Annotated in this window: 15 protein-coding genes and 1 pseudogene; 8 read left to right on the top strand and 8 right to left on the bottom strand. The window is 73.6% G+C overall.

Going from position 1 to position 17,624, the window contains the following annotated elements; genetic code table 11:
* Window positions 1-17: 17 nt before the first annotated feature.
* On the bottom strand, window positions 18-593 hold the full coding sequence (locus ACQP04_RS17900; protein ID WP_433508167.1) for a hypothetical protein: 576 nt from the start codon (window positions 591-593) through the stop codon (window positions 18-20).
* A 224-nt stretch (window positions 594-817) separates the two neighbouring features.
* On the opposite strand from ACQP04_RS17900, the gene ACQP04_RS17895 reads away from it, so the two are divergent.
* The 3 genes from ACQP04_RS17895 to ACQP04_RS17885 all read left to right on the top strand — a co-directional run bounded on the left by ACQP04_RS17895 (window position 818) and on the right by ACQP04_RS17885 (window position 5,102).
* Complete coding sequence (locus ACQP04_RS17895) at window positions 818-1,384, top strand: sigma-70 family RNA polymerase sigma factor (protein ID WP_051736552.1); 567 nt, start codon at window positions 818-820, stop codon at window positions 1,382-1,384.
* Complete coding sequence (locus ACQP04_RS17890; RefSeq protein ID WP_433508166.1) at window positions 1,381-2,055, top strand: anti-sigma factor family protein; 675 nt, start codon at window positions 1,381-1,383, stop codon at window positions 2,053-2,055. Before ACQP04_RS17895 ends, ACQP04_RS17890 begins: the two co-directional genes overlap by 4 nt.
* 419 nt (window positions 2,056-2,474) lie before the next feature.
* The gene (locus ACQP04_RS17885) at window positions 2,475-5,102 is read left to right on the top strand and encodes a LuxR C-terminal-related transcriptional regulator (protein ID WP_433508165.1); all 2,628 of its coding nucleotides are present in this window, start codon (window positions 2,475-2,477) and stop codon (window positions 5,100-5,102) included.
* Here ACQP04_RS17885 and ACQP04_RS17880 read toward each other — a convergent pair.
* Window positions 5,033-6,061: a hypothetical protein gene (locus ACQP04_RS17880; protein WP_433508164.1), complete on the bottom strand. Its 1,029-nt coding sequence runs from the start codon at window positions 6,059-6,061 to the stop codon at window positions 5,033-5,035. The genes ACQP04_RS17885 and ACQP04_RS17880 overlap by 70 nt on opposite strands.
* Before the next feature lie 81 nt (window positions 6,062-6,142).
* Here ACQP04_RS17880 and ACQP04_RS17875 point away from each other — a divergent pair, with 81 nt between their 5' ends.
* The 5 genes and pseudogenes from ACQP04_RS17875 to ACQP04_RS17855 all read left to right on the top strand — a co-directional run bounded on the left by ACQP04_RS17875 (window position 6,143) and on the right by ACQP04_RS17855 (window position 14,187).
* Window positions 6,143-7,975 carry a dynamin family protein gene (locus ACQP04_RS17875; RefSeq protein ID WP_433508163.1) on the top strand — a complete coding sequence of 611 codons (1,833 nt, stop codon included), beginning with the start codon at window positions 6,143-6,145 and terminating at the stop codon, window positions 7,973-7,975.
* Complete coding sequence (locus ACQP04_RS17870; protein ID WP_433508162.1) at window positions 7,972-9,447, top strand: dynamin family protein; 1,476 nt, start codon at window positions 7,972-7,974, stop codon at window positions 9,445-9,447. Before ACQP04_RS17875 ends, ACQP04_RS17870 begins: the two co-directional genes overlap by 4 nt.
* 190 nt (window positions 9,448-9,637) lie before the next feature.
* Window positions 9,638-12,325 carry an Hsp70 family protein gene (locus ACQP04_RS17865; protein ID WP_433508161.1) on the top strand — a complete coding sequence of 896 codons (2,688 nt, stop codon included), beginning with the start codon at window positions 9,638-9,640 and terminating at the stop codon, window positions 12,323-12,325.
* 175 nt (window positions 12,326-12,500) lie between these two features.
* Window positions 12,501-13,219: pseudogene (locus ACQP04_RS17860) on the top strand (HAD-IC family P-type ATPase); the annotation flags it as partial.
* 248 nt (window positions 13,220-13,467) lie between these two features.
* Window positions 13,468-14,187: a DUF4386 family protein gene (locus tag ACQP04_RS17855; RefSeq protein ID WP_433508160.1), complete on the top strand. Its 720-nt coding sequence runs from the start codon at window positions 13,468-13,470 to the stop codon at window positions 14,185-14,187.
* A 13-nt stretch (window positions 14,188-14,200) separates the two neighbouring features.
* On the opposite strand, the gene ACQP04_RS17850 is transcribed toward ACQP04_RS17855, so the two are convergent.
* The 6 genes from ACQP04_RS17850 to ACQP04_RS17825 all read right to left on the bottom strand — a co-directional run bounded on the left by ACQP04_RS17850 (window position 14,201) and on the right by ACQP04_RS17825 (window position 17,506).
* On the bottom strand, window positions 14,201-14,326 hold the full coding sequence (locus ACQP04_RS17850; RefSeq protein ID WP_433508159.1) for a hypothetical protein: 126 nt from the start codon (window positions 14,324-14,326) through the stop codon (window positions 14,201-14,203).
* Between the two features lie 75 nt (window positions 14,327-14,401).
* On the bottom strand, window positions 14,402-14,749 hold the full coding sequence (locus ACQP04_RS17845; RefSeq protein ID WP_433508158.1) for a hypothetical protein: 348 nt from the start codon (window positions 14,747-14,749) through the stop codon (window positions 14,402-14,404).
* 211 nt (window positions 14,750-14,960) lie between these two features.
* Window positions 14,961-15,449, bottom strand: a complete 489-nt coding sequence (locus ACQP04_RS17840) for a BBE domain-containing protein (protein WP_433508157.1) — start codon at window positions 15,447-15,449, stop codon at window positions 14,961-14,963.
* Window positions 15,368-16,249: an FAD-binding oxidoreductase gene (locus tag ACQP04_RS17835; protein WP_433508156.1), complete on the bottom strand. Its 882-nt coding sequence runs from the start codon at window positions 16,247-16,249 to the stop codon at window positions 15,368-15,370. Before ACQP04_RS17835 ends, ACQP04_RS17840 begins: the two co-directional genes overlap by 82 nt.
* A 239-nt stretch (window positions 16,250-16,488) precedes the next feature.
* Window positions 16,489-16,917 (bottom strand): DUF3237 domain-containing protein, encoded by a 429-nt coding sequence (locus ACQP04_RS17830; RefSeq protein WP_433508155.1) that lies wholly within the window; start codon window positions 16,915-16,917, stop codon window positions 16,489-16,491.
* A gap of 160 nt (window positions 16,918-17,077) precedes the next feature.
* Window positions 17,078-17,506, bottom strand: a complete 429-nt coding sequence (locus tag ACQP04_RS17825; RefSeq protein WP_433508154.1) for a DUF3237 domain-containing protein — start codon at window positions 17,504-17,506, stop codon at window positions 17,078-17,080.
* Between the last annotated feature and the right edge of the window lie 118 nt (window positions 17,507-17,624).

Below are 17,624 nucleotides of genomic sequence, written 5' to 3'. Positions count from 1 at the left end.
CCTCCGGGGGATCGGGGTCAGGCGGTGCCGAGCTTCTTCAGGACGGCGCGGTCGGCGGCCGCCCCGGCCGGCGCGTCCTCGGGCTGCGCCGAGAAGGGCCAGCTCTTGTCGCCCACGGCGACGGTGCCGAACACGGCCTGGTTCGTCGCGTCGGCGGTCAGGTCGCCGTCGACGCCGCTGAGCTGCAGCTTCCCGCCGTTGACGGTGCCCTCGAACCAGGACTCGACCTGCTTGCCGTCGCAGACGTACGCGACGACCTTGTCCCCCTCGACGCCCATCGCGACGGTCACCTCGTTGCCGGCGGAACGGCCGGCGAAGGCGGAGTCGGCGACAGCGGGGGCGGCCTGCTGTTGGGTCTGCGGGACCGCGGCCTCGGAGGCGGCCCGGTCCTGGGGAGCGGCTTGGGCCTGCGGGGCGGCCTGGGCCTCGGCGGGGCCGCCGTACCCGTCGGAGCCCGCCGAGCCGGACTGCGCGGTCGTGGTCACGGCCGGCTCGTCGTCGGGCCCGCCGGCCAGGACCGTGTTCACGGCGAACACCGCCAGGCCGACCGCCAGCACGGCGAGCAGCGTCAGCATCGGGCCGCGTGTCCTCATCGGTTCACCTCGTTCATGGGGGAGCGTTCACGAGGGGACACGGACGCGGGCGGGACGCGGTTCACCGGTTCGGGGAAAAAGTTGCGGTGAACCGTTCCCTCGGTGCGTCCGTGTCGCTGACGTGGACTTCGCTACCCTCACCGCGCTCCGCAGGGGCACGGGACCGCCGGTGGGTCCGGCCCGTTCCGCCCGCGGTGTCGTCGGTCGTCTCTCCGGGAGCGTGCATGGTCGGGTCGGGTCACCGGGCGCGGGGACGCGCCCGGGAACGCAGGGGTCCGCGGGACCCGGACGAGGCGCTGATCCGCGCCGTCTACGCCGAGCACGGGCGGGCGCTGCTGGCGTTCACCACCCGGCTGCTCGGCGACCGGGCGGCGGCGGAGGACGTGGTCCAGGAGGTCCTGGTCCGCGCCTGGCAGCACTCCGACGTGCTGACCAACGGCCGCGGCTCGGTGCGCAGCTGGCTGCTGACCGTCGCCCGGAACCTGGTCACCGACCGGGTGCGGGCCCAGCGCGCCCGGCCGTCGGAGGTCGAGGAGGACGCCGCTCCCCCGGTCCCGACCGGCGACCACGCGGACCGGGTCGTCGACGCCCTGACCGTCCTGCCCGCGCTGGAACGGCTCTCGCCCGACCACCGCGACGTCCTGGCCGAGGTCTACTTCCGCGGCCGGACGCTGCCCGAGGCCGCCGAGGTGCTCGGCGTGCCCCCGGGCACGGTGAAGTCCCGCTCGTACTACGCGTTGCGCGCCCTGCGCACCGCGCTCGGCCCGACCGTGGAGGGGGTGCCGGGATGACGACCTGTGGCATCGACGGCGGCGAGCTGTCCGCACACGTCCTGGGGCTGCTGACCCCCGAGGAGACGACGGCGGTCGAGGCTCATCTGGAGGGGTGCGCGCAGTGCCGCGCCGAGTGGGAGGACCTGCGCGCGATGACGCGGACGCTCGACGAGCTGCCCGACGAGGCCCTGCTGGAGGGCCCGCCCGACAGCGACCTGGTGCTGCACCGGGCGCTGCGGGAGATCCGCGACGAGCGCGCCGCGGAGCGCCGCCGGCGCCTGCTGACCCGCGCGGTCGCCGCGGCGGTGGTGGCCGCGGCGCTGCTGGGCGGCGGGGTCGTCGCCGGGCGGGCGCTGGCCCCGTCCGCGCCGGCCACCACCGTGGCGGCGGGGGCCCGGACCATGGAGGCGACGCAGGGCGCGGTCACCGCCGCGGTCACCGTGACCCCGGCCAACGGCTGGGTGCGGCTCGCGGCGAACGTCAAGGGCGTCCCCGCGGGCGAGCACTGCCGCCTGGTCGTGGTGGCCAAGGACGGTTCGCGGGAGATCGCCGGCGGCTGGGTGGTCCCGCCGCAGGGCGAGGCGGGCGGCGTCCACCTTGACGGCAGCGCCGGCGTCCCGGCCGACCAGGTCGCGGGCGTGGTGGTGGAGAACACCGCCGGGGAGAGGTACGCGGAGATGAAGGTCTGACGGTTTCCCCGGGGACGTCCGCACTCCGGGGAAGGCCCCTCGTCGGGTAACGGCGGGCGGGGGCCGGGTCGAACGACCCTCCATGCACACGCGGGCGGGGCGGTGGGGTCGGGGCCGCTCGTACCTCGTGCTCGACGGGCCGGCCCCGGTGCGCGCGATGCCGCGCCGAACGCCGTCATCCGGCGTTCCGGCGGTCCGCGCGCTGCGACAGGCGGATGAATTCGCGCGTGCACGGTTGGCACTGCGGCCGCACATGGGCAGAGTCCGGGTGCCGATCCGCGGAGGCGGTTCGGGGCGGTGGGACTCTCCTGTGAGGTTCCGGTGAGCGCTCTCGGCCGTCCCGCTCGCGTCGATTCCACTCCCGTCGGCGCGGACGCGGCGTCCGGCCCTCCCGTTCCCGGGGCCTCCGGGCGGCCGTGATGGTGCGCCACTGGCCCTTCGTCGGCCGCGCCGCCCAGTTGGCGCGGGTGCGACGGATCCGGTCCGGCCCCGGCGGCCGGGCGGGCGTCGTGCTGGTCGGGCCGGCCGGGTCCGGGCTGACGAGGCTGGCCCGGGCGGTCCTCGACGCGGCCGCGGCGGAGGGCTGGACGGCGCGGTGGGTCATGGCGACGCGTTCGGCGTCGGAGATCCCCCTCGGCGCGCTGGCCCAGTTGCTGGTCGGCGCGGACCCCGTCGAGGGGCCGCAGGTACTCACGCAGGTCGCGGGGCACCTCGTCGCGGGCACGAACGGGCGCGGACTGGTCGTGGGGGTCAACGACGCCCATCTCCTCGACCCCGTCTCCGCGAGCGTGCTCCACCACCTGGCCGTGACCCGGTCGGCCTTCCTGGTGCTCGCGGCGCGCACCGAGGTGTCCGTGCCCGACCCGGTGTTCGCCCTGTGGAAGGAGAACCTGCTCGAACGCGTCGACGTCCACGAGTTCGACGAGGACGAGACGGCCGAGCTGCTGAGCCGGGTCGTCGAGGGCCGGGTGGCCCGGGCGACCGTGCAGCGGCTGCACACCCTGACCGGCGGCAACGCGACCTACCTGCGCGAGTTCGTCGAGGAGGGGCTGCGTTCGCGCGTCCTCTCCCCGGTCGACGGGGTCTGGCGGTGGGACGGACCGCTGCGCCCGACCCGCCGGCTGAGCGACCTGGTCCGGGCCCGCATCGGCCCGCTGCTCCCCGGGGAGCAGGAGGCCCTCGAGCTGCTGGCCTTCGGCCGCGACCTCGACGCCGACGGCCTGATGCGCCGCTACGGCGCCGACCTGCTCGACGGGCTCGAGCAGCGGGGCCTGCTGGTGTCGCGCGCGGTGGGCGACCGCGTGCGGGTGTCCCTCGCGCACCTGATCGACGTCGAGGTGCTGCGCTCGGCGACGTCGCCCCTGCGCGAGCGCGCGGTGTACCGGCTCCTCGCGGAGACCTTCGACGGACCCGACCTGGAACCCGTGGACCGGATCCGGGCCACCTCCTGGCGGCTGGGCGGCGGGCTCCCGGTCCCCTCGGAGACCCTCGTGGCGGTCGCCCGGCGGGCCGCGCAGGTCGCGGAGCCGGACCATGCGGCCGCGGTGCGGGTGGCCCGCGCCGCCGCGCGTCGCGGAGGCGGGTTCGAGGCCTCCCTGACGCTGGCCCAGGCGCTGACGGCGCTCGGGGAGCCGGCCGCGGCCGAGGAGGTGCTCGCCGGGCTGCCCGCGGACGGCGACGAGCGCCGGCTCCGCCTGGCGCTGGTCCGCCTGGGGAACCTGCAGTGGGGCGTCGGCTCGCCGGATCGCGCGGCGGCGGTGGCGCTGGAGGCCGACCGGGCGTCCCGGACCGACCCGCGGCGCCCGGACCTGCTCGTCCTGCGCGCGGCGGGTCTCGCGTACTCGGACCGCTGCGGCGAGGCAATCGCCACGGTCGCGCCCCTCCTCGACGACGAGGACCGGCTCGGCCCGCTGGCCGGCCCGGCCCGGGCCGTCGCCGCCGACGCGTGGTGCGGCACGGGACGGCACGAGGCCGCGCTGGCCGTGGCCGGGCGCGGCCGTGCGGCGCTGCCGGCCGCGGCCACCTGGACGGCCGGCTGGGGGCTCCCCCACCTGGACTCGGCGAGCTGCGGTGCGCTGGTCGGCCTGGGGCGGTTGGCGGAGGCGGAGGCGCTCGCCGAGGCCGGGCACCGTCGTGCGGTCGACGCCCACCAGCCCGTCGCCCAGGCCCTGTACGGGGGCTGGCACGGCATCGCCCTCGCCCGGCAGGGGCGGCTCGGTGCCGCCCTGGAGCGGTTGCAGGACGCGGCGGGCACGGTCCGGGACGGCGCGTTCCCGTTCCTGGCCCACGTGCGGGCACAGATCGCCGAGGCCGAGGCGATGCGGGGCGACGCCGTCGCCGCGGCGGCGGCGCTGCGGCACGCCGAACGGGCGGCGGAGGCGGTCGGCGGGGCCGGCGAGGCGTGGGTGGTGCTCGCGTCCGCGTGGACGGCGGCCGCCCAGGGCGGCGACGCGGTCACCCGCGCGCTGGACGCGGCCGAGCGTGCGCGGGCGATCTCCCAGCGGCAGGTCGAGCTGCAGGCGCTGCACGGGTGCGTGCGGTTCGACGCGGCGGAGGCGGCCCTGGAGCGGATCACCGAGGTCGCGGCGGGGGTCGACGGCCCGATCGCGCCCGCCTACGCCCGCCACGCGAGAGCGCTCGCCGCCGGCGACGCCCGTGCGCTCGGCGAGGTCGCCGACGTCTTCGCCGACCACGGGATGCTGCTGCTGGCCGCCGAGGCCGCGGCCCAGGCCGCCCGCGCGCACGAGCTCGCCGGCCGCAAGGGCGCGTCCCGGCTCGCGGCCACGCGGGCACGGGAGTGGGCCGGACGGTGTGAGGGCGCCGCGACCCCGCCCCTGGCGTCGCTGGGCGCGGCCGGGGTGCTGACGTCCCGGGAGTCCGAGATCGCGACGCTCGCGGCCGCCGGGATGACGAGCAAGGCCATCGCCGCCCAGCTGATGGTGTCGGTCCGCACGGTCGACAACGTGCTGCACGGGATCTACCGCAAGCTCGGCGTGCCGGGCAGGCGGGAGCTGGCCGTGGCGTTGCGGGCGGGCGTGGACGAGTGAGGCCGCGGCCTGCCGGTCGACGCGGACGGGGGGCGCATGAGTAGTCCGGCGGGCGTCGGGGCGCAGGGAAGTACCGGACTACTCACGACGCCGCACCCGGAACGCCCGGAGACTGCTGGCCGGCGACCGGCCGGTCGCCACCGCACGAAGGACGAGCCAGGCACAGGAACGGGCAGGGAGGGACCGTCATGGCCGACCAGAGCACGGGCGAGCACACCCGCAGCGGGGACGTCTTCGGGCACGAGCAGCGGGAGCACCGCGACGAACGGGATCGCGAGCGCGACGAACACCGCGATCGCGAGCGGGAGGAACAGCGCGAGCACCGGGAGCGCGAACGCGAGGAGCACCGCGAGCGGGAACACCGCGAGCACGAGCGGGAGGAGCACGCGCGCGAGGAGCACCGCGAGCGGGAACGGGAAGAGCACCGCGAGCGGGAGGAGCACCGCGGCGAGCACCGCGGCGAGCACCGCGGGCACGAGGAACACCGCGGACGCGAGGAACACCGCGGCCGGGAGGAGCACCGCGGCCGGGAGGAGCACCGCGGCCGGGAAGAGCACCGCGACCGGGAAGAGCACCGCGACCGGGAAGAGCACCGCGACCGCGAGGAGCACCGCGGGGGGCACCGGGGCGAGCACCACGACAGCGGGGAGCGGGGCCGGCACTTCGAGGGCACCCGGCGTGACGGCGACGAACACCGCGACCGCGACGAGCACCGCGACCGCGACGACTACCGCGACCGGGACCGCGACCAGTACCGCGACCGCGACCGGGACGAGCACCGGGACCGGGACGAGCACCGCGACGAGCACCGCGACGACCGCCGCGACGACGAGCACCGGTACGAGCACCAGGACGTCCGCTCCGGGCACGACGACCGCTACGACCAGGGCCGGACCGAGGACCGCGGGCACGAGGAGCACCGCGACATGGAGGGGTCGCACGACGTCGGGACCGAGCACGTCTGATCGGTCGCCGGGAGGCGCGGTCCACGACCGCGCCGGTAGGGCCGCCGGGGGGTCGGCGGCCGGGCCGGGGGGAGCATGATCCAGCAGCAGGGACCGAGCGCCGCGGTGCGCTACGCCCGCGAGACCGTGGACCTGGCGATCGACGGCGCCGACGCGTACCGCCGGGACGATCTCGTCGAGCGGCTCCGCGGCGCCCGGGACCTGCTGTCCGGATCCGGCGTCACCGTCTACGTCGTCGGCGAGTACAAGAAGGGCAAGAGCTCGCTGGTCAACGCCTTGCTGACCACCTCGGTGTGCCCCGTGGACGACGACATCGCCACGTCCGTCCCGACCGTCGTGAGGTTCGCGACCGAGCCGAGCGCCCGGGCCACCTACGAGCCGCCGGACGGCGACGTCGGCTCGCCGTGGACCGAGACGATCGCGTTCGAGCAGATCGCCGCCCACGTCGCGGAGGGCGGCAACCCCGGCAACCGGCGGCGCCTGCGGTCGGTGACGGTGGGCGTGGACCGGGCGCTGCTGGAGTCCGGGCTGATCGTGGTGGACACACCGGGGGTCGGCGGGCTCGGGTCCGTCCGCAACGCGGTGACCGCGAGCGCGCTGCCCTCGGCGCACGCCGTGCTGTTCGTGTCCGACGCCTCGCAGGAGCTCACGGCGGCGGAGCTGCGCTTCCTGCGGACGGTGGTCGAGCTGTGCCCCACCGTCCTGTTCGTCCTGACCAAGACCGACCTGTACCCGCACTGGCGGCGCATCCTCGAGCTCGACCTCGCGCACCTCGAGCGGGAAGGGGTGACGGTGGCGGCCTTCCCCGTCTCCTCACAGGTGCGGTCGGACGCGGCCGCGACCGCCGACGCGGAGCTGAACGAGGAGTCCGGGTTCCCGCCGCTCGTGCGCCGGATCGACGACGTCGTCGAGGACGCGGAGCGCGTCGCGCTGCAGTCGGTGGGCGCCCACCTGCAGTCGGTGATCGGGCAGATCGTCCCCGCGCTCTCGGCGCGGGCCGCCGCGCTGGGCCGCCCGGAGGCGGCCGGCGACGTGCGGGCCGAGCTCGTCCGCGCGCGGGAGCGGGCGGACACCCTGCGCAGCCGCAGCGCACGGTGGCAGCAGGTGCTGTACGACGGCTTCGCCGACATCTCCTCGGACGTCGACTTCGACCTCCGGGTGCGCACCCGGGCGGTGCTCACCGAGGCGGAGCGGGCGATCGAGGAGGGCGATCCGGCGCGCAACTGGGACGAGTTCGAGAAGTGGCTGCGCTCGCGGCTGGCCGCGGAGACCCTGGAGAACTACGCGCGGTTCACCAAGGCCGCCGACGAGCTGGCGGACCGGGTCGCCGAGCACTTCGAGCTGGTCGAGAAGCAGATCCTCACGGTCCGCGCGCCGGTCGGCGTGCTGGAGCAGATGTCGATCGACACGACCGCGCTCGAGAGCCCGAAGAAGGTCACCGGGAAGCTGGCGATCTTCCAGAAGACCTACTCCGGCTACATGATGTTCACGATGCTCGCGCATCTGACGACGCTGGTGATCCCCAGCCCCGTGGGCATCGTCGCGGGCCTGCTGATGGGCCGCGCCGCACTGGGCGAGGAGCGGCGCCGGGCGATCGAGAAGCGGCGGGCGGCCGCGCGTACCGCGGTGCGCCAGTTCGTGGAGGAGTTCTCGACGCAGGTGTCGAAGGACTCGCGGGACACGGTCCGGCGGGCGCAGCGGGACCTGCGCGAGCGCTACACCAAGCGGGCCGAGGAGCTCCAGCGGTCGGCCTCCGAGGCGGTCGACGCCGCCCGCGAGGCGGTGCGCGACGACGAGGACGCCGCCGACGAGCTGCGCCGGCTGCAGAAGGACCTGCAGCTCTTCGCCACCCTCCGCACCCGCACGGAGCACATGCTGGCGCGGACGGCCACGGAGCCGGCCCGGTGAGCGGGCCCGAGGTCGCCCGGCGGGTCGCCGCGCTCGTCCGGACGTCGATCGGCGAGTACGCCGGGAGCCCGGCCGAGGCCGAGCTGCGCGCCGTCGCCGACCGGCTCGCCGAACCGTTGCGTGTGGCGATCGCGGGACGGGTCAAGGCGGGCAAGTCCACGCTGCTCAACGCGTTGGTCGGGCAGCAGCTCGCCGCCACCGACGCCGGGGAGTGCACACGCATCGTCACCTGGTACGTCGACGGGATCACCTATCGCGTGGCCCTCCACCCGCGCGAGGGGCCGCCGCGGCAGGTGCCGTTCGGGCGCGTGCAGGGAGCGCTCGACATCCGCCTCGAGGGGGTGACCGCGGCGGACGTGGAGCGGCTGGTGGTCGAGTGGCCGGCCCCGGCGTTGCGGACGATGTCGCTGATCGACACCCCGGGGATGGGGTCGAGCACCGGGCTCGGTGAGCGGACCGAGGCGCTGCTGACCCCGGAGGCCGAGCTCGACGCCGGTCCCGCCGAGGTCGACGCCGTGGTCTACCTGATGCGCCATGTGCACGGCGAGGACATCCGGTTCCTCGAGACGTTCCGGGACGGCTCGCCCGACCGCAACGCGGTGAACACGGTGGGCGTGCTCGCCCGCGCGGACGAGGTGGGGCACGCCCGTCCGGACGCGCTCGAGGTCGCGGGCAGGATCGCCACGCGCTACGCCGCGGATCCCCGGATCCGGGCGCTCTGCCGCACCGTCGTGCCGGTGGCGGGGCTGCTGGCGTCCTCCGCGGCGGCGCTGCGGGAGAGCGAGTACCGCATGATCGAGGTGCTCGCGCGCGCGCCGGACGTGGACCGGCTGCTGCGCACGGCCGATCGGCTGCGCAGCGCACCCTCCGACGTCCCGCTGCTGCCCGACGAGCGCGTCGCGCTGCTCGACCGGTTCGGCATGTTCGGGCTGCGGCTCGCCACCCGCATGGTCCGCGATGGCGAGGTCGGCGGGGCCGGCGACCTCGCGGCGGCGCTGGCGGAGGCCAGCGGCCTGCCGCTGTTGCGGGCGGTGCTGGCGGACCAGTTCGCGGCGCGCGCGGAGATCCTCAAGGCCCGGTCGGCGTTGATGGGGCTCGAGGCCGTGGTCCGGCGGTTCCCGCCGCCGACCGGGTCCGGTCTCGCGCGCGAGGTCGAACGGGTCCGTGCCGAGGCCCACGAGTTCGCCGAGATCGCGCTCCTGGACGCCGTCCGCTCGGGGGCGGTCCCGCTCTCCCCCGACGAGGCGGCCGCGGCCGAGCTCCTGCTGGGGGCGGCGGGGACGGACGCACGGGCCCGGCTCGGCCTGGCCGCCGACGCCGGACCCGAGCAGGTCCGCAAGGCCGCCGCCGACCAGCACCTGCGATGGCAGCTGCGTGCCGAGCACCCAGGCTCGCCGCGCGAGGTCGGACAGGCGGCGCGGCTGCTGGTGCGCAGCTGCGAGGGCATCCTCGGCGAGCTCGGCCCCGGATGAGCGGCGACCTGCGGGCCCGTCGTCGGGCAGGAGTCGTCGGGCACGAGCCGTCGACATGAGTAGTCGGGGCGCGACCGGCGTCCGGGGTGAGTAGCGCACTACTCATGACGGTCGCGGCGGTGGCCGGGAGGTTGACCGGGCGGGAGGCCTCGGGCCGTTGCCGCCCCCTGTGACGTCTGGAGGAGGCCCGGTGGGATACAGCCTCGGAATCGACCTCGGTACCACGTACACGGCGGCGGCCGTCGACCGCAAGGGCGCCGTCGAGATGGCCACGCTCGGCGACCGGACCGCGGCGATCCCCTCGGTCGTGCTCTGGCGCAGTGACGGCCCGGTACTCACCGGGGACGCCGCGAACCGCCGGGCGATGATGGAGCCCGACCGGGTAGCCCGCGAGTTCAAGCGTCGCCTGGGCGACCCCACGCCGCTCGTCCTCGGCGGGGCCCCGCACTCGGTCGCCTCGGTGCTGGCCTCGCTGCTGCACGCCGTCGTCGACAAGGTCGCCGACCGCGAGGGCGGGCCGGCGGAGCACGTCGTCCTGACGCACCCGGCGAACTGGGGGCCCTACAAGCTCGAGCTGTTCGGGTCGGTGCCGCGGATCGCCGAGGTCGAGCACGTGACGATGACGACCGAACCGGAGGCCGCCGCGGCGCACTACGCGACGAACGAACGCCTGCCCGAAGGTGCGGTCATCGCCGTGTACGACTTCGGCGGCGGGACCTTCGACGCCACGGTGCTCCGGCACCGCGGAGGCTCCGGCTTCGAGACGCTCGGCGTGCCCGAGGGCGTGGAGGGCCTGGGCGGGATCGACTTCGACGAGGCGGTGTTCGCCTTCGTCGACCGGACCCTCGACGGGGCGGTGACGGCCCTCGACCACGGGGACCGGCAGAACGCGGCGGCGCTGCTCAGGCTGCGGCAGGAGTGCGTGCTGGCGAAGGAGACGCTGTCCTTCGACATCGAGACGATCATCCCGGTGCTGCTGCCGAGCCTGCAGGCCGAGGTGCGGCTGACCCGCGCCGAGCTCGAGGAGATGATGCGGCCGTCGATCGAGTCGACCGTCCGCGCCCTGCGCCGGGCCCTGCGGACCGCGGCGGTCGAGCCGGAGGACCTCCACGCCGTCCTCCTGGTGGGCGGCTCGTCGCGCATCCCGCTGGTGTCGCAGATGGTGTCCGAGGCGCTGGGCCGGCCCACCGCGGTCGACGCCCACCCCAAGCACGTCGTCGCGCTCGGCGCGGCGGCCCTCGCCGCGGCGTACGAACACCCCTCCGGCAACGGTGTCGGGGCCACGGAGACCACGGGTGCGGGCACGGCCGCCCCGACGACGGATCCGCGCTCCGGCGAGGGCGCGGCGGACAGCGCAGCGCCGGTGGCCGGCGGCGTGGCGGCGGCCGGTGGGGTGGCGGCGGCCGGTGGGGTGGCGGCGGCCGGTGGGGTGGCGGCGGGTCTGGCCAGTGCGTCCGCCGCGAGCCCCGCGCCGGCCGAGGCCGCGCCGCCCGTGGCGCCGGCAACGGGCACGTCGCCGGCCGGGGCTCCACCGCCCGTGCCGGCCCCGGCGGCTCCCGCCGAGGTCCGGGCGAGCGCCGTGCCCGTGCAGCCGACCGCGCCCGAGGTTCACGCTCCGGACACCCCGGCGTCCGGAGCGGTGGGCGCCGGTCCGATCCCCGACCCCCGCGCGGGAGGAGGCGGCGGCAGCGCCCCGGGGAGCGGTGGCGGTGCCGGCGCCGGTGGTGGTCGGGACGACGGCGGCACGGCGGTGGCCACTCCCCCCGCCACCACGACGGGTCCGCCCGCCGGTCCACCGCCCCTCGCGAAACCACCGAGCGGCCGGCCGCGCCGTCCGCTGCGGATCCTCCTCGCCGTCGTGGCCGTGATCGTGGTGCTGGCCGGGGCGGGGATCGGCGTGTACCTGCTCCGCGGCGGCGGCGCGTCGCCGCCCGCCGCCATCGGAGGTGTCGCCGCGAGCATCGCGAACCCGACCGTCTCCCGGACCACCCCGGTCGGGCAGAACCCGCAGGACGTGCTCCTGTCGCCCGACGGCCGCACCGCCTACGTCATGAACACCGGCTCCAACTCGATCTCCGTGATCGACACGGGGACCATGGGGATCACGGCGACCATCCCCGTGCCCAACGGACCGCCGCAGTTCGCGAGCATCAGCCCCGACGGCGCGCGCCTGTACGTGAGCGTCTACAACCCCGCCACCAACGCCGCCAACGCGGTGAACGCCGTCGACGTGGTCGACACGACGTCGCACGCGGTCACGCTGACCATCCCGGTCGGCCTGCACCCCTACGCCTCCGCGGTCTCCCCGGACGGCAACACCATCCTGGTCCCGAACCACGACTCCGCGGATATCTCGGTGATCGACTGGAGGACCAAGTCGGTGACCGGGAGGATCCCGGTCAAGCCCAACCCGCACTTCGTCGCCTTCACCGCGGACGGCTCGAAGGCGTTCGTCGCCGACCACGAGTCGAATGTCGTCTCGGTGCTCGACGGGCACACGTTCGCGGTCACCGCAGTGATCCCGGTGGGCCGCAGCCCGCACAGCCTGGCCGTGTCGCCCGACCAGCGCACCGTCTACGTCGTCGACTACGACCAGAACACGGTCTCCGTCATCGACATCGCGAGCGAGAAGGTCACCGGCACGATCCCGGTCGGGGCGAAGCCGCAGAGCGTCGTCTTCGCCCCCGACGGCAAGCATGCCTACGTCGCCAACAGCGGGGGCGGCACCGTCTCCACCATCGACACCGGCACCCGCGCGGTCGTGTCCACGGTGCAGGTCGGGCGCAGCCCGACCACGATCGCCGTGGCGCCCGACGGGCGCACCGCCTACGTCACGAACTTCGACGACAACACCCTCTCGGTCCTCGCGACCGCCTGACCCGCACGTCTCCTGCCGGTCCTCTGACGACGCCGGGGCTCGTGCACCGTGGAGCAGGCCGCTCAGGCTGGTCGGGTGGACGAGGAGGACGTCGAGCGCCTACGCCCGGCAAGGAGGGCGGCCATGAGGGCCGCCGGCGCAGTGACGGTGATCAGCCCGATGGTGGTCGAGGGGCGTGGACGGGCACGCCGTGCTCGTCGGGCGGCCCCGCCTGCTGCAGGACCGGAGCCGGCCCCTGACCGGGGAGCTCGCCGCCGCCGCGCAGGCCGAGGCCGCGCAGGGCCGCACGGCGATCGCCGTGGCCTGGGACGGCGAGGCACGGGCAGTCCTGGTGGTCGCCGACGCGGTCAAGGACACCTCCGCTGAGGCGATCGCGCGGCTGCGCGGGCTCGGGCTCACCCCGATCCTGCTCACCGGCGACAACCGGGCCGCGGCCGAGGCCGTCGCCCGCGAGGTCGGCATCGACCCCGACCCGGACACCGTGATCGCCGAGGTGCTGCCGGCCGACAAGCTCGCCGTGGTCGAGGACCTGCAGGCCCGTGGCCGGGTGGTGGCGATGGTCGGCGACGGGGTCAACGACGCCGCCGCGCTGGCCCGGGCCGACCTCGGCCTGGCGATGGGCACCGGCACCGACGTCGCCATCGAGGCCGCCGACATCACCCTCGTCCGTGGCGACCTGCGCACCGCGGCCGACGCGATCCGCCTGTCCCGCCGCACCCTGGGCACGATCCAGGGCACCTGTTCTGGGCGTTCGCCTACAACGTCGCGGCGCTGCCGCTGGCCGCCCTGGGCCTGCTCAACCCGATGCTCGCCGGTGCCGCCATGGCGTTCAGCTCGGTGTTCGTCGTCGGGAACAGCCTGCGGTTGCGGAGGTTCCGCGCGACGGCACGCTAGGCGCCACGGCGAGCTCTCGCCGACCCGCAGACGGTCCTGTGGCTGGCTCGTTGAAGGACGAGCCGGCCACGGGACCGAAGGACGGTCGGGCAGGTAGGACTTCCGCCTCACCGAGCAGGCCATTCTCCTCTGCGATTCGCTCCGCTTCCTGGGACAGCGTGGTCCGTGGGGCTCGGGTTGCGCCCCGGAACCGGCATGTCGGGGGTCAGAGCCGGGCCACCAGGGTCGCAGCGGAAAGGATCGCGGCGATGAGCATGCGAGCGGCACTTTCGTCAGACCGCAGTGCGCTGACCCTCAGCGGCGCACTACTGCTCGGTGGCTTCGTCGTGAACGCCATCCAGCGGATGCTCCTGCATCCGACCGGAGAGGAAGACGATCACCAAGCGATCTTCGCCGCGTACGCGGCGAGCGGCGCCTGGGTCGCCACCCACCTCGCAGAGTTCGTCCTCGTGCTCGTGGCCCTTTCCGGCTTGCTCGTGCTCTGCCACGCCCTCCACCGAGAAGCGCCCTATCTGGCGCTGCTGGCCACGGGGGCAATCATTGCCAGCGCTGGGGCCTGGGCCGTACTCCAAGCGGTGGATGGCGTCACGCTCAAGCAGAACGTCGAGGCGTGGGCCGCCGCAGCGGAGACCGAGAAGCCGACCCGCTTCGCCGACGCCGAAACCACCCGCTGGATCGAGTGGGGCGTCCAGAGCTACTTCCGGGTCCTGCTCGGCGTGGCCTTCGTGCTGGTGGGCGCCGCGGTTGTGGTGAGCCGCCTCCTCGCGAGCTGGCTCGGCGTCCTCCTGGTGGTCGGCGGCCTGCTCTCCCTCGCCATAGGGGTGTCCATCGGCTACGAAGGACTGGAGAGCGGCTTCCAGGACGCCGTCGGCATCGCCCTGCAGCTCGTCGTCCTCGTCTTCGGCGTCGGCCTGCTCGTCGTCGGACTCAAGTCGCGAGAGCCGGCTGCTCCCGTGGCCGGCAGGTAGATCAGGGAGTCGGCTACCGGCGCAACACTGCGCCGGCGAGAGCCGCGAACAGCCCGGCCGCCAGTGGTCCACCGGGCGGGACGAGCTGCGGGTCGCCCACGACCAGGTGCCGGGCGCCGGCGTCGCGGAGGCGTGCCACCTCTCCGGGGTGTGCCGATCGGCGGCCAGGCTCCACCCCTTGCGGTCGGCCAGGAAGAACACGACCGGCTCCTGGTCATTGTTGGTCACCCGTCCTCGACGTGCGGCTGGTCGTCGACACCACGGCCAGATCCGACGGGGTCGACACCGCGTCGAGCGCGATCGCGCAGCTGCCGAACACGCCGGCCTTGTCCTGCAGCGACTGGGCGAACACGTTGACCTCCTGTGCCCCGAGCAGCACCCCACCATGGCCGCGGCCGCCACGGCGACCGGCCGGCTCAGCCGCGCCCAGACCCGGCACAGGGCAACGCCGACCCCCCCCGACACCGACGGCGATCGTGGCGTAGGGCAGCGAGTAGACGTGGTACTGGATGCCCAGGTCGGTACCGGTGTAGCGGCCGGCCGCGTAGTAGTAGATCGTCAACCCCGAGCCGGCCGAGCCACGCTCCGAGGAGCGTCCCGGCCGTCCTACGCGCCAGCGCTCCGGTCACGAGCGGGAAGCCTGAGCAGGTGAGTTGAAGACACGCTGAGGCCTCGTGCAGCTGTCCGCTAGGACCTGGTCTCAAACCCCGGGATACGTTCCTCCCAGTCCTTCCGGTGCCTGCCCGGCGATCGACACGGCATAGCGCCTGTGACTAGTCAGCTGGCTCGATGTTCTGGTTCAGTCGGAAGGCATTCTCCGGGTCGTACTTCTGCTTGACTGCACTGAGTCGATCGAAATTCGAGCCGAAAGCCGATCGAATTCTGCCTGATCCCTCCTCGCCCAGATAATTAACATAGACCCCGCCACTGGCAAATCGCGCGGTCGCTCCGACGAAGTCCTTCGTCCGGGAGACGTTCTCCTCGGCGTTCCGCCGATCCTCCCACATCGAGGTGACGAGTAGGTTGTAGGTGGAGTCTCTGTGCCAGAAGGCGGTCTCATTGCGACCAATGTCGTTCATCGCGCCGTCCCCGTTGTGTTCGATGACGACCGACGTCATCGATGAGGGCACGGAGGAGAACTGTTGGACAATTGTGTCGATCGCGCCGTCCGAAAGTCCGTTCAGGAAATCCGACTTCCAGTAGTTCTGGAAGTTGTGCGGCCAGAATGCATCAGCCATCGTCTGTGCGGCGCTGTAAGGCATCGGCTCGATGATGTCCGCAACAGGCTGCCCCCAGTCACGAAGTGGCCGTAGCACCTTCTCCCCGACCTCCAGATCACCGGTGAATACCCCGCCGATGCCGACGACCAGTTCCCCCTGGACATCTTCCGGCAGGAATGGTGCCGGAGGTGCCGTGAACAGCAGTGCACCTCGAACTCGAACGAGGTAACGATCCCGAAGTTGCCGCCACCACCTCGGACGGCCCAGAAGAGGTCGGGATTGTCTTCTGTGCTGGCCTGGAGCAAGCGCCCGTCCGCGGTCACGATGTCGACCGAGACCAGGTTGTCGCAAGCGAGGCCGTGCTTTCGGACCAGCCACCCGAGTCCGCCACCCAAGGTGAGACCGGCGACCCCGGTCGTCCCCACGAAACCCCCAGCGGCCGCGAGCCCGAAGTGTTGCAGATCGTGGTTGACCTCAAGCCAGGTCAGCCCTGCTTCCGCCCGGACAATCCTGAGCCGCGGATCGATGCGCAGTCCCTTCATCGGAGACAGATCGATCGTCAATCCGCGGTCAGCCAAGGCGTTGCCGGTGACATTATGTCCGCCCCCTCGGACAGCAATCGGCAGGTCATGCCTTCGACCGAATTTGACCGCGTCAATGACATCGCCGACGCCGGCACAGCGAACGATGATCTCGGGCCGCCGGTCGATCATTGCGTTGTAGACACGCCGGGTGTCCTCGTAGTCCGCGTCCCCTGCGCGAACGAGGTTACCGCGAAGATCCGATTTCAAGAGATCGACTGCCGAGCCGAAGGATGCCGCGGACTGCCTGTCCTGGTCCATCTAGTGTCCCCTCCGTTCAGGTCGAGCGACCAGTGGCGCGAGCGGAAATGTCCTCCTCATTCCGAGATCACGGCAAGTAGAGCTCGAGGGAGCGGGCGCGCACGGATTCGATGACCACGGACGGTTCCCGCGGATCCCTGGTCTCCGGGCGAGGACCCGGGCGTTTGACGGCGTTGACGCCCGACACTCGGCAATCGAGCGTCGACTCCGGCTCTCCGTCGCCGGCCGGCCGGGGTTGCTCAGCGCACCTCGTACCACTCGTAGTCGACGGAGAGGTCCTCGTGGAGGATGCCCTTGCCCACCGCCTGGACGCGGTTGAGCCAGGCATAGCGCTCGTCGCCCGTCTCGAACCGCGCTGCGACGTACGCCGTCAGCGGGGGGTTCATGCCGGCTGACGCGTCCACCCGGCCGCCGTACTGGACATAGATGACGGCGCCGTCGTCTGTGCGGTATGTGGCCCGGACGTCGAGCGTGGCGGTGCCCTCCGGGCCGACGAGCAGCCAGTCCGCTGCGGCGTCCCCCATCAACTCGGCATCGAGCCGGTCCCCCTCGATCTTCGAGCTCGCAAGCTCGAAGACCAGTCTGGTCCCGGCAGGACCGGAGCCGACCTCGATGGGTGGCTTCACCTGTATCCGCACCGTGCAGAGCGGCACCAACTCGATAGTCATCGCGGGCTCCCGTGGTCGGAGACCCCTCAGTGTCGTAACCCGCTGCGCACCAGGACATACGCGAAGCTACGTAGGGCGGCTGCGGCCAGGCGCCCCTGGTCCTCGACAGACGAGGACAGAGCCGTCGTCGTGACCACCGGCGGTCACCGAGAGCCGGGAGTCAGCGCACCTCGTACCACTCGTAGTCGAGGGAGAAGTCCTCGCGGATGACGCCCTTGCCGACCGCCTGGACGCGGTTGAGCCAGGTGTAGCGCTCGTCGCCCGTCTCGAACCGCGGCGCGACGTAGAGCGTCAGCGGCGGATCCAGGCCGTTCGTCACATCCACGCGGCCGTTGTAATGGACGAAGATGACGACGCCGTCGTCGGTGCGGTAGGTGCTCCGCACGTCGACCATCGCTGTGCCCTCCGGGCCGACGACGATCCAGTCCGCAGCTGCGGATCCCACCATCTCGGCGCTGAGTCGCTCCCCCTCGATCTTCGCGCTCGCGAGCTCACCGACCAGTCTCGTCCCGGCTGCACCGCAGCCGACCTCGATGGGGGGCTTCAGCTCAATCCGTAACGTGCACAGCGGCACCAGCTCGATGGTCATCGTGGCCTCCCGACATCGGAGACCCTTCAGTGTCGTAACCCGCTGCGCAGCAGGACATACGCAATGTTGCGTAGGACCGGCCCGGCCACCGCCGCACTGCTCACTCGGCGGGATCGTG

The organism is Pseudonocardia halophobica (genome assembly GCF_050948485.1).
Taxonomy (GTDB): domain Bacteria; phylum Actinomycetota; class Actinomycetes; order Mycobacteriales; family Pseudonocardiaceae; genus Pseudonocardia; species Pseudonocardia halophobica.
Note: the sequence above shows the minus strand (reverse complement) of the source record. Positions and strands in the feature narration are given on the sequence as shown.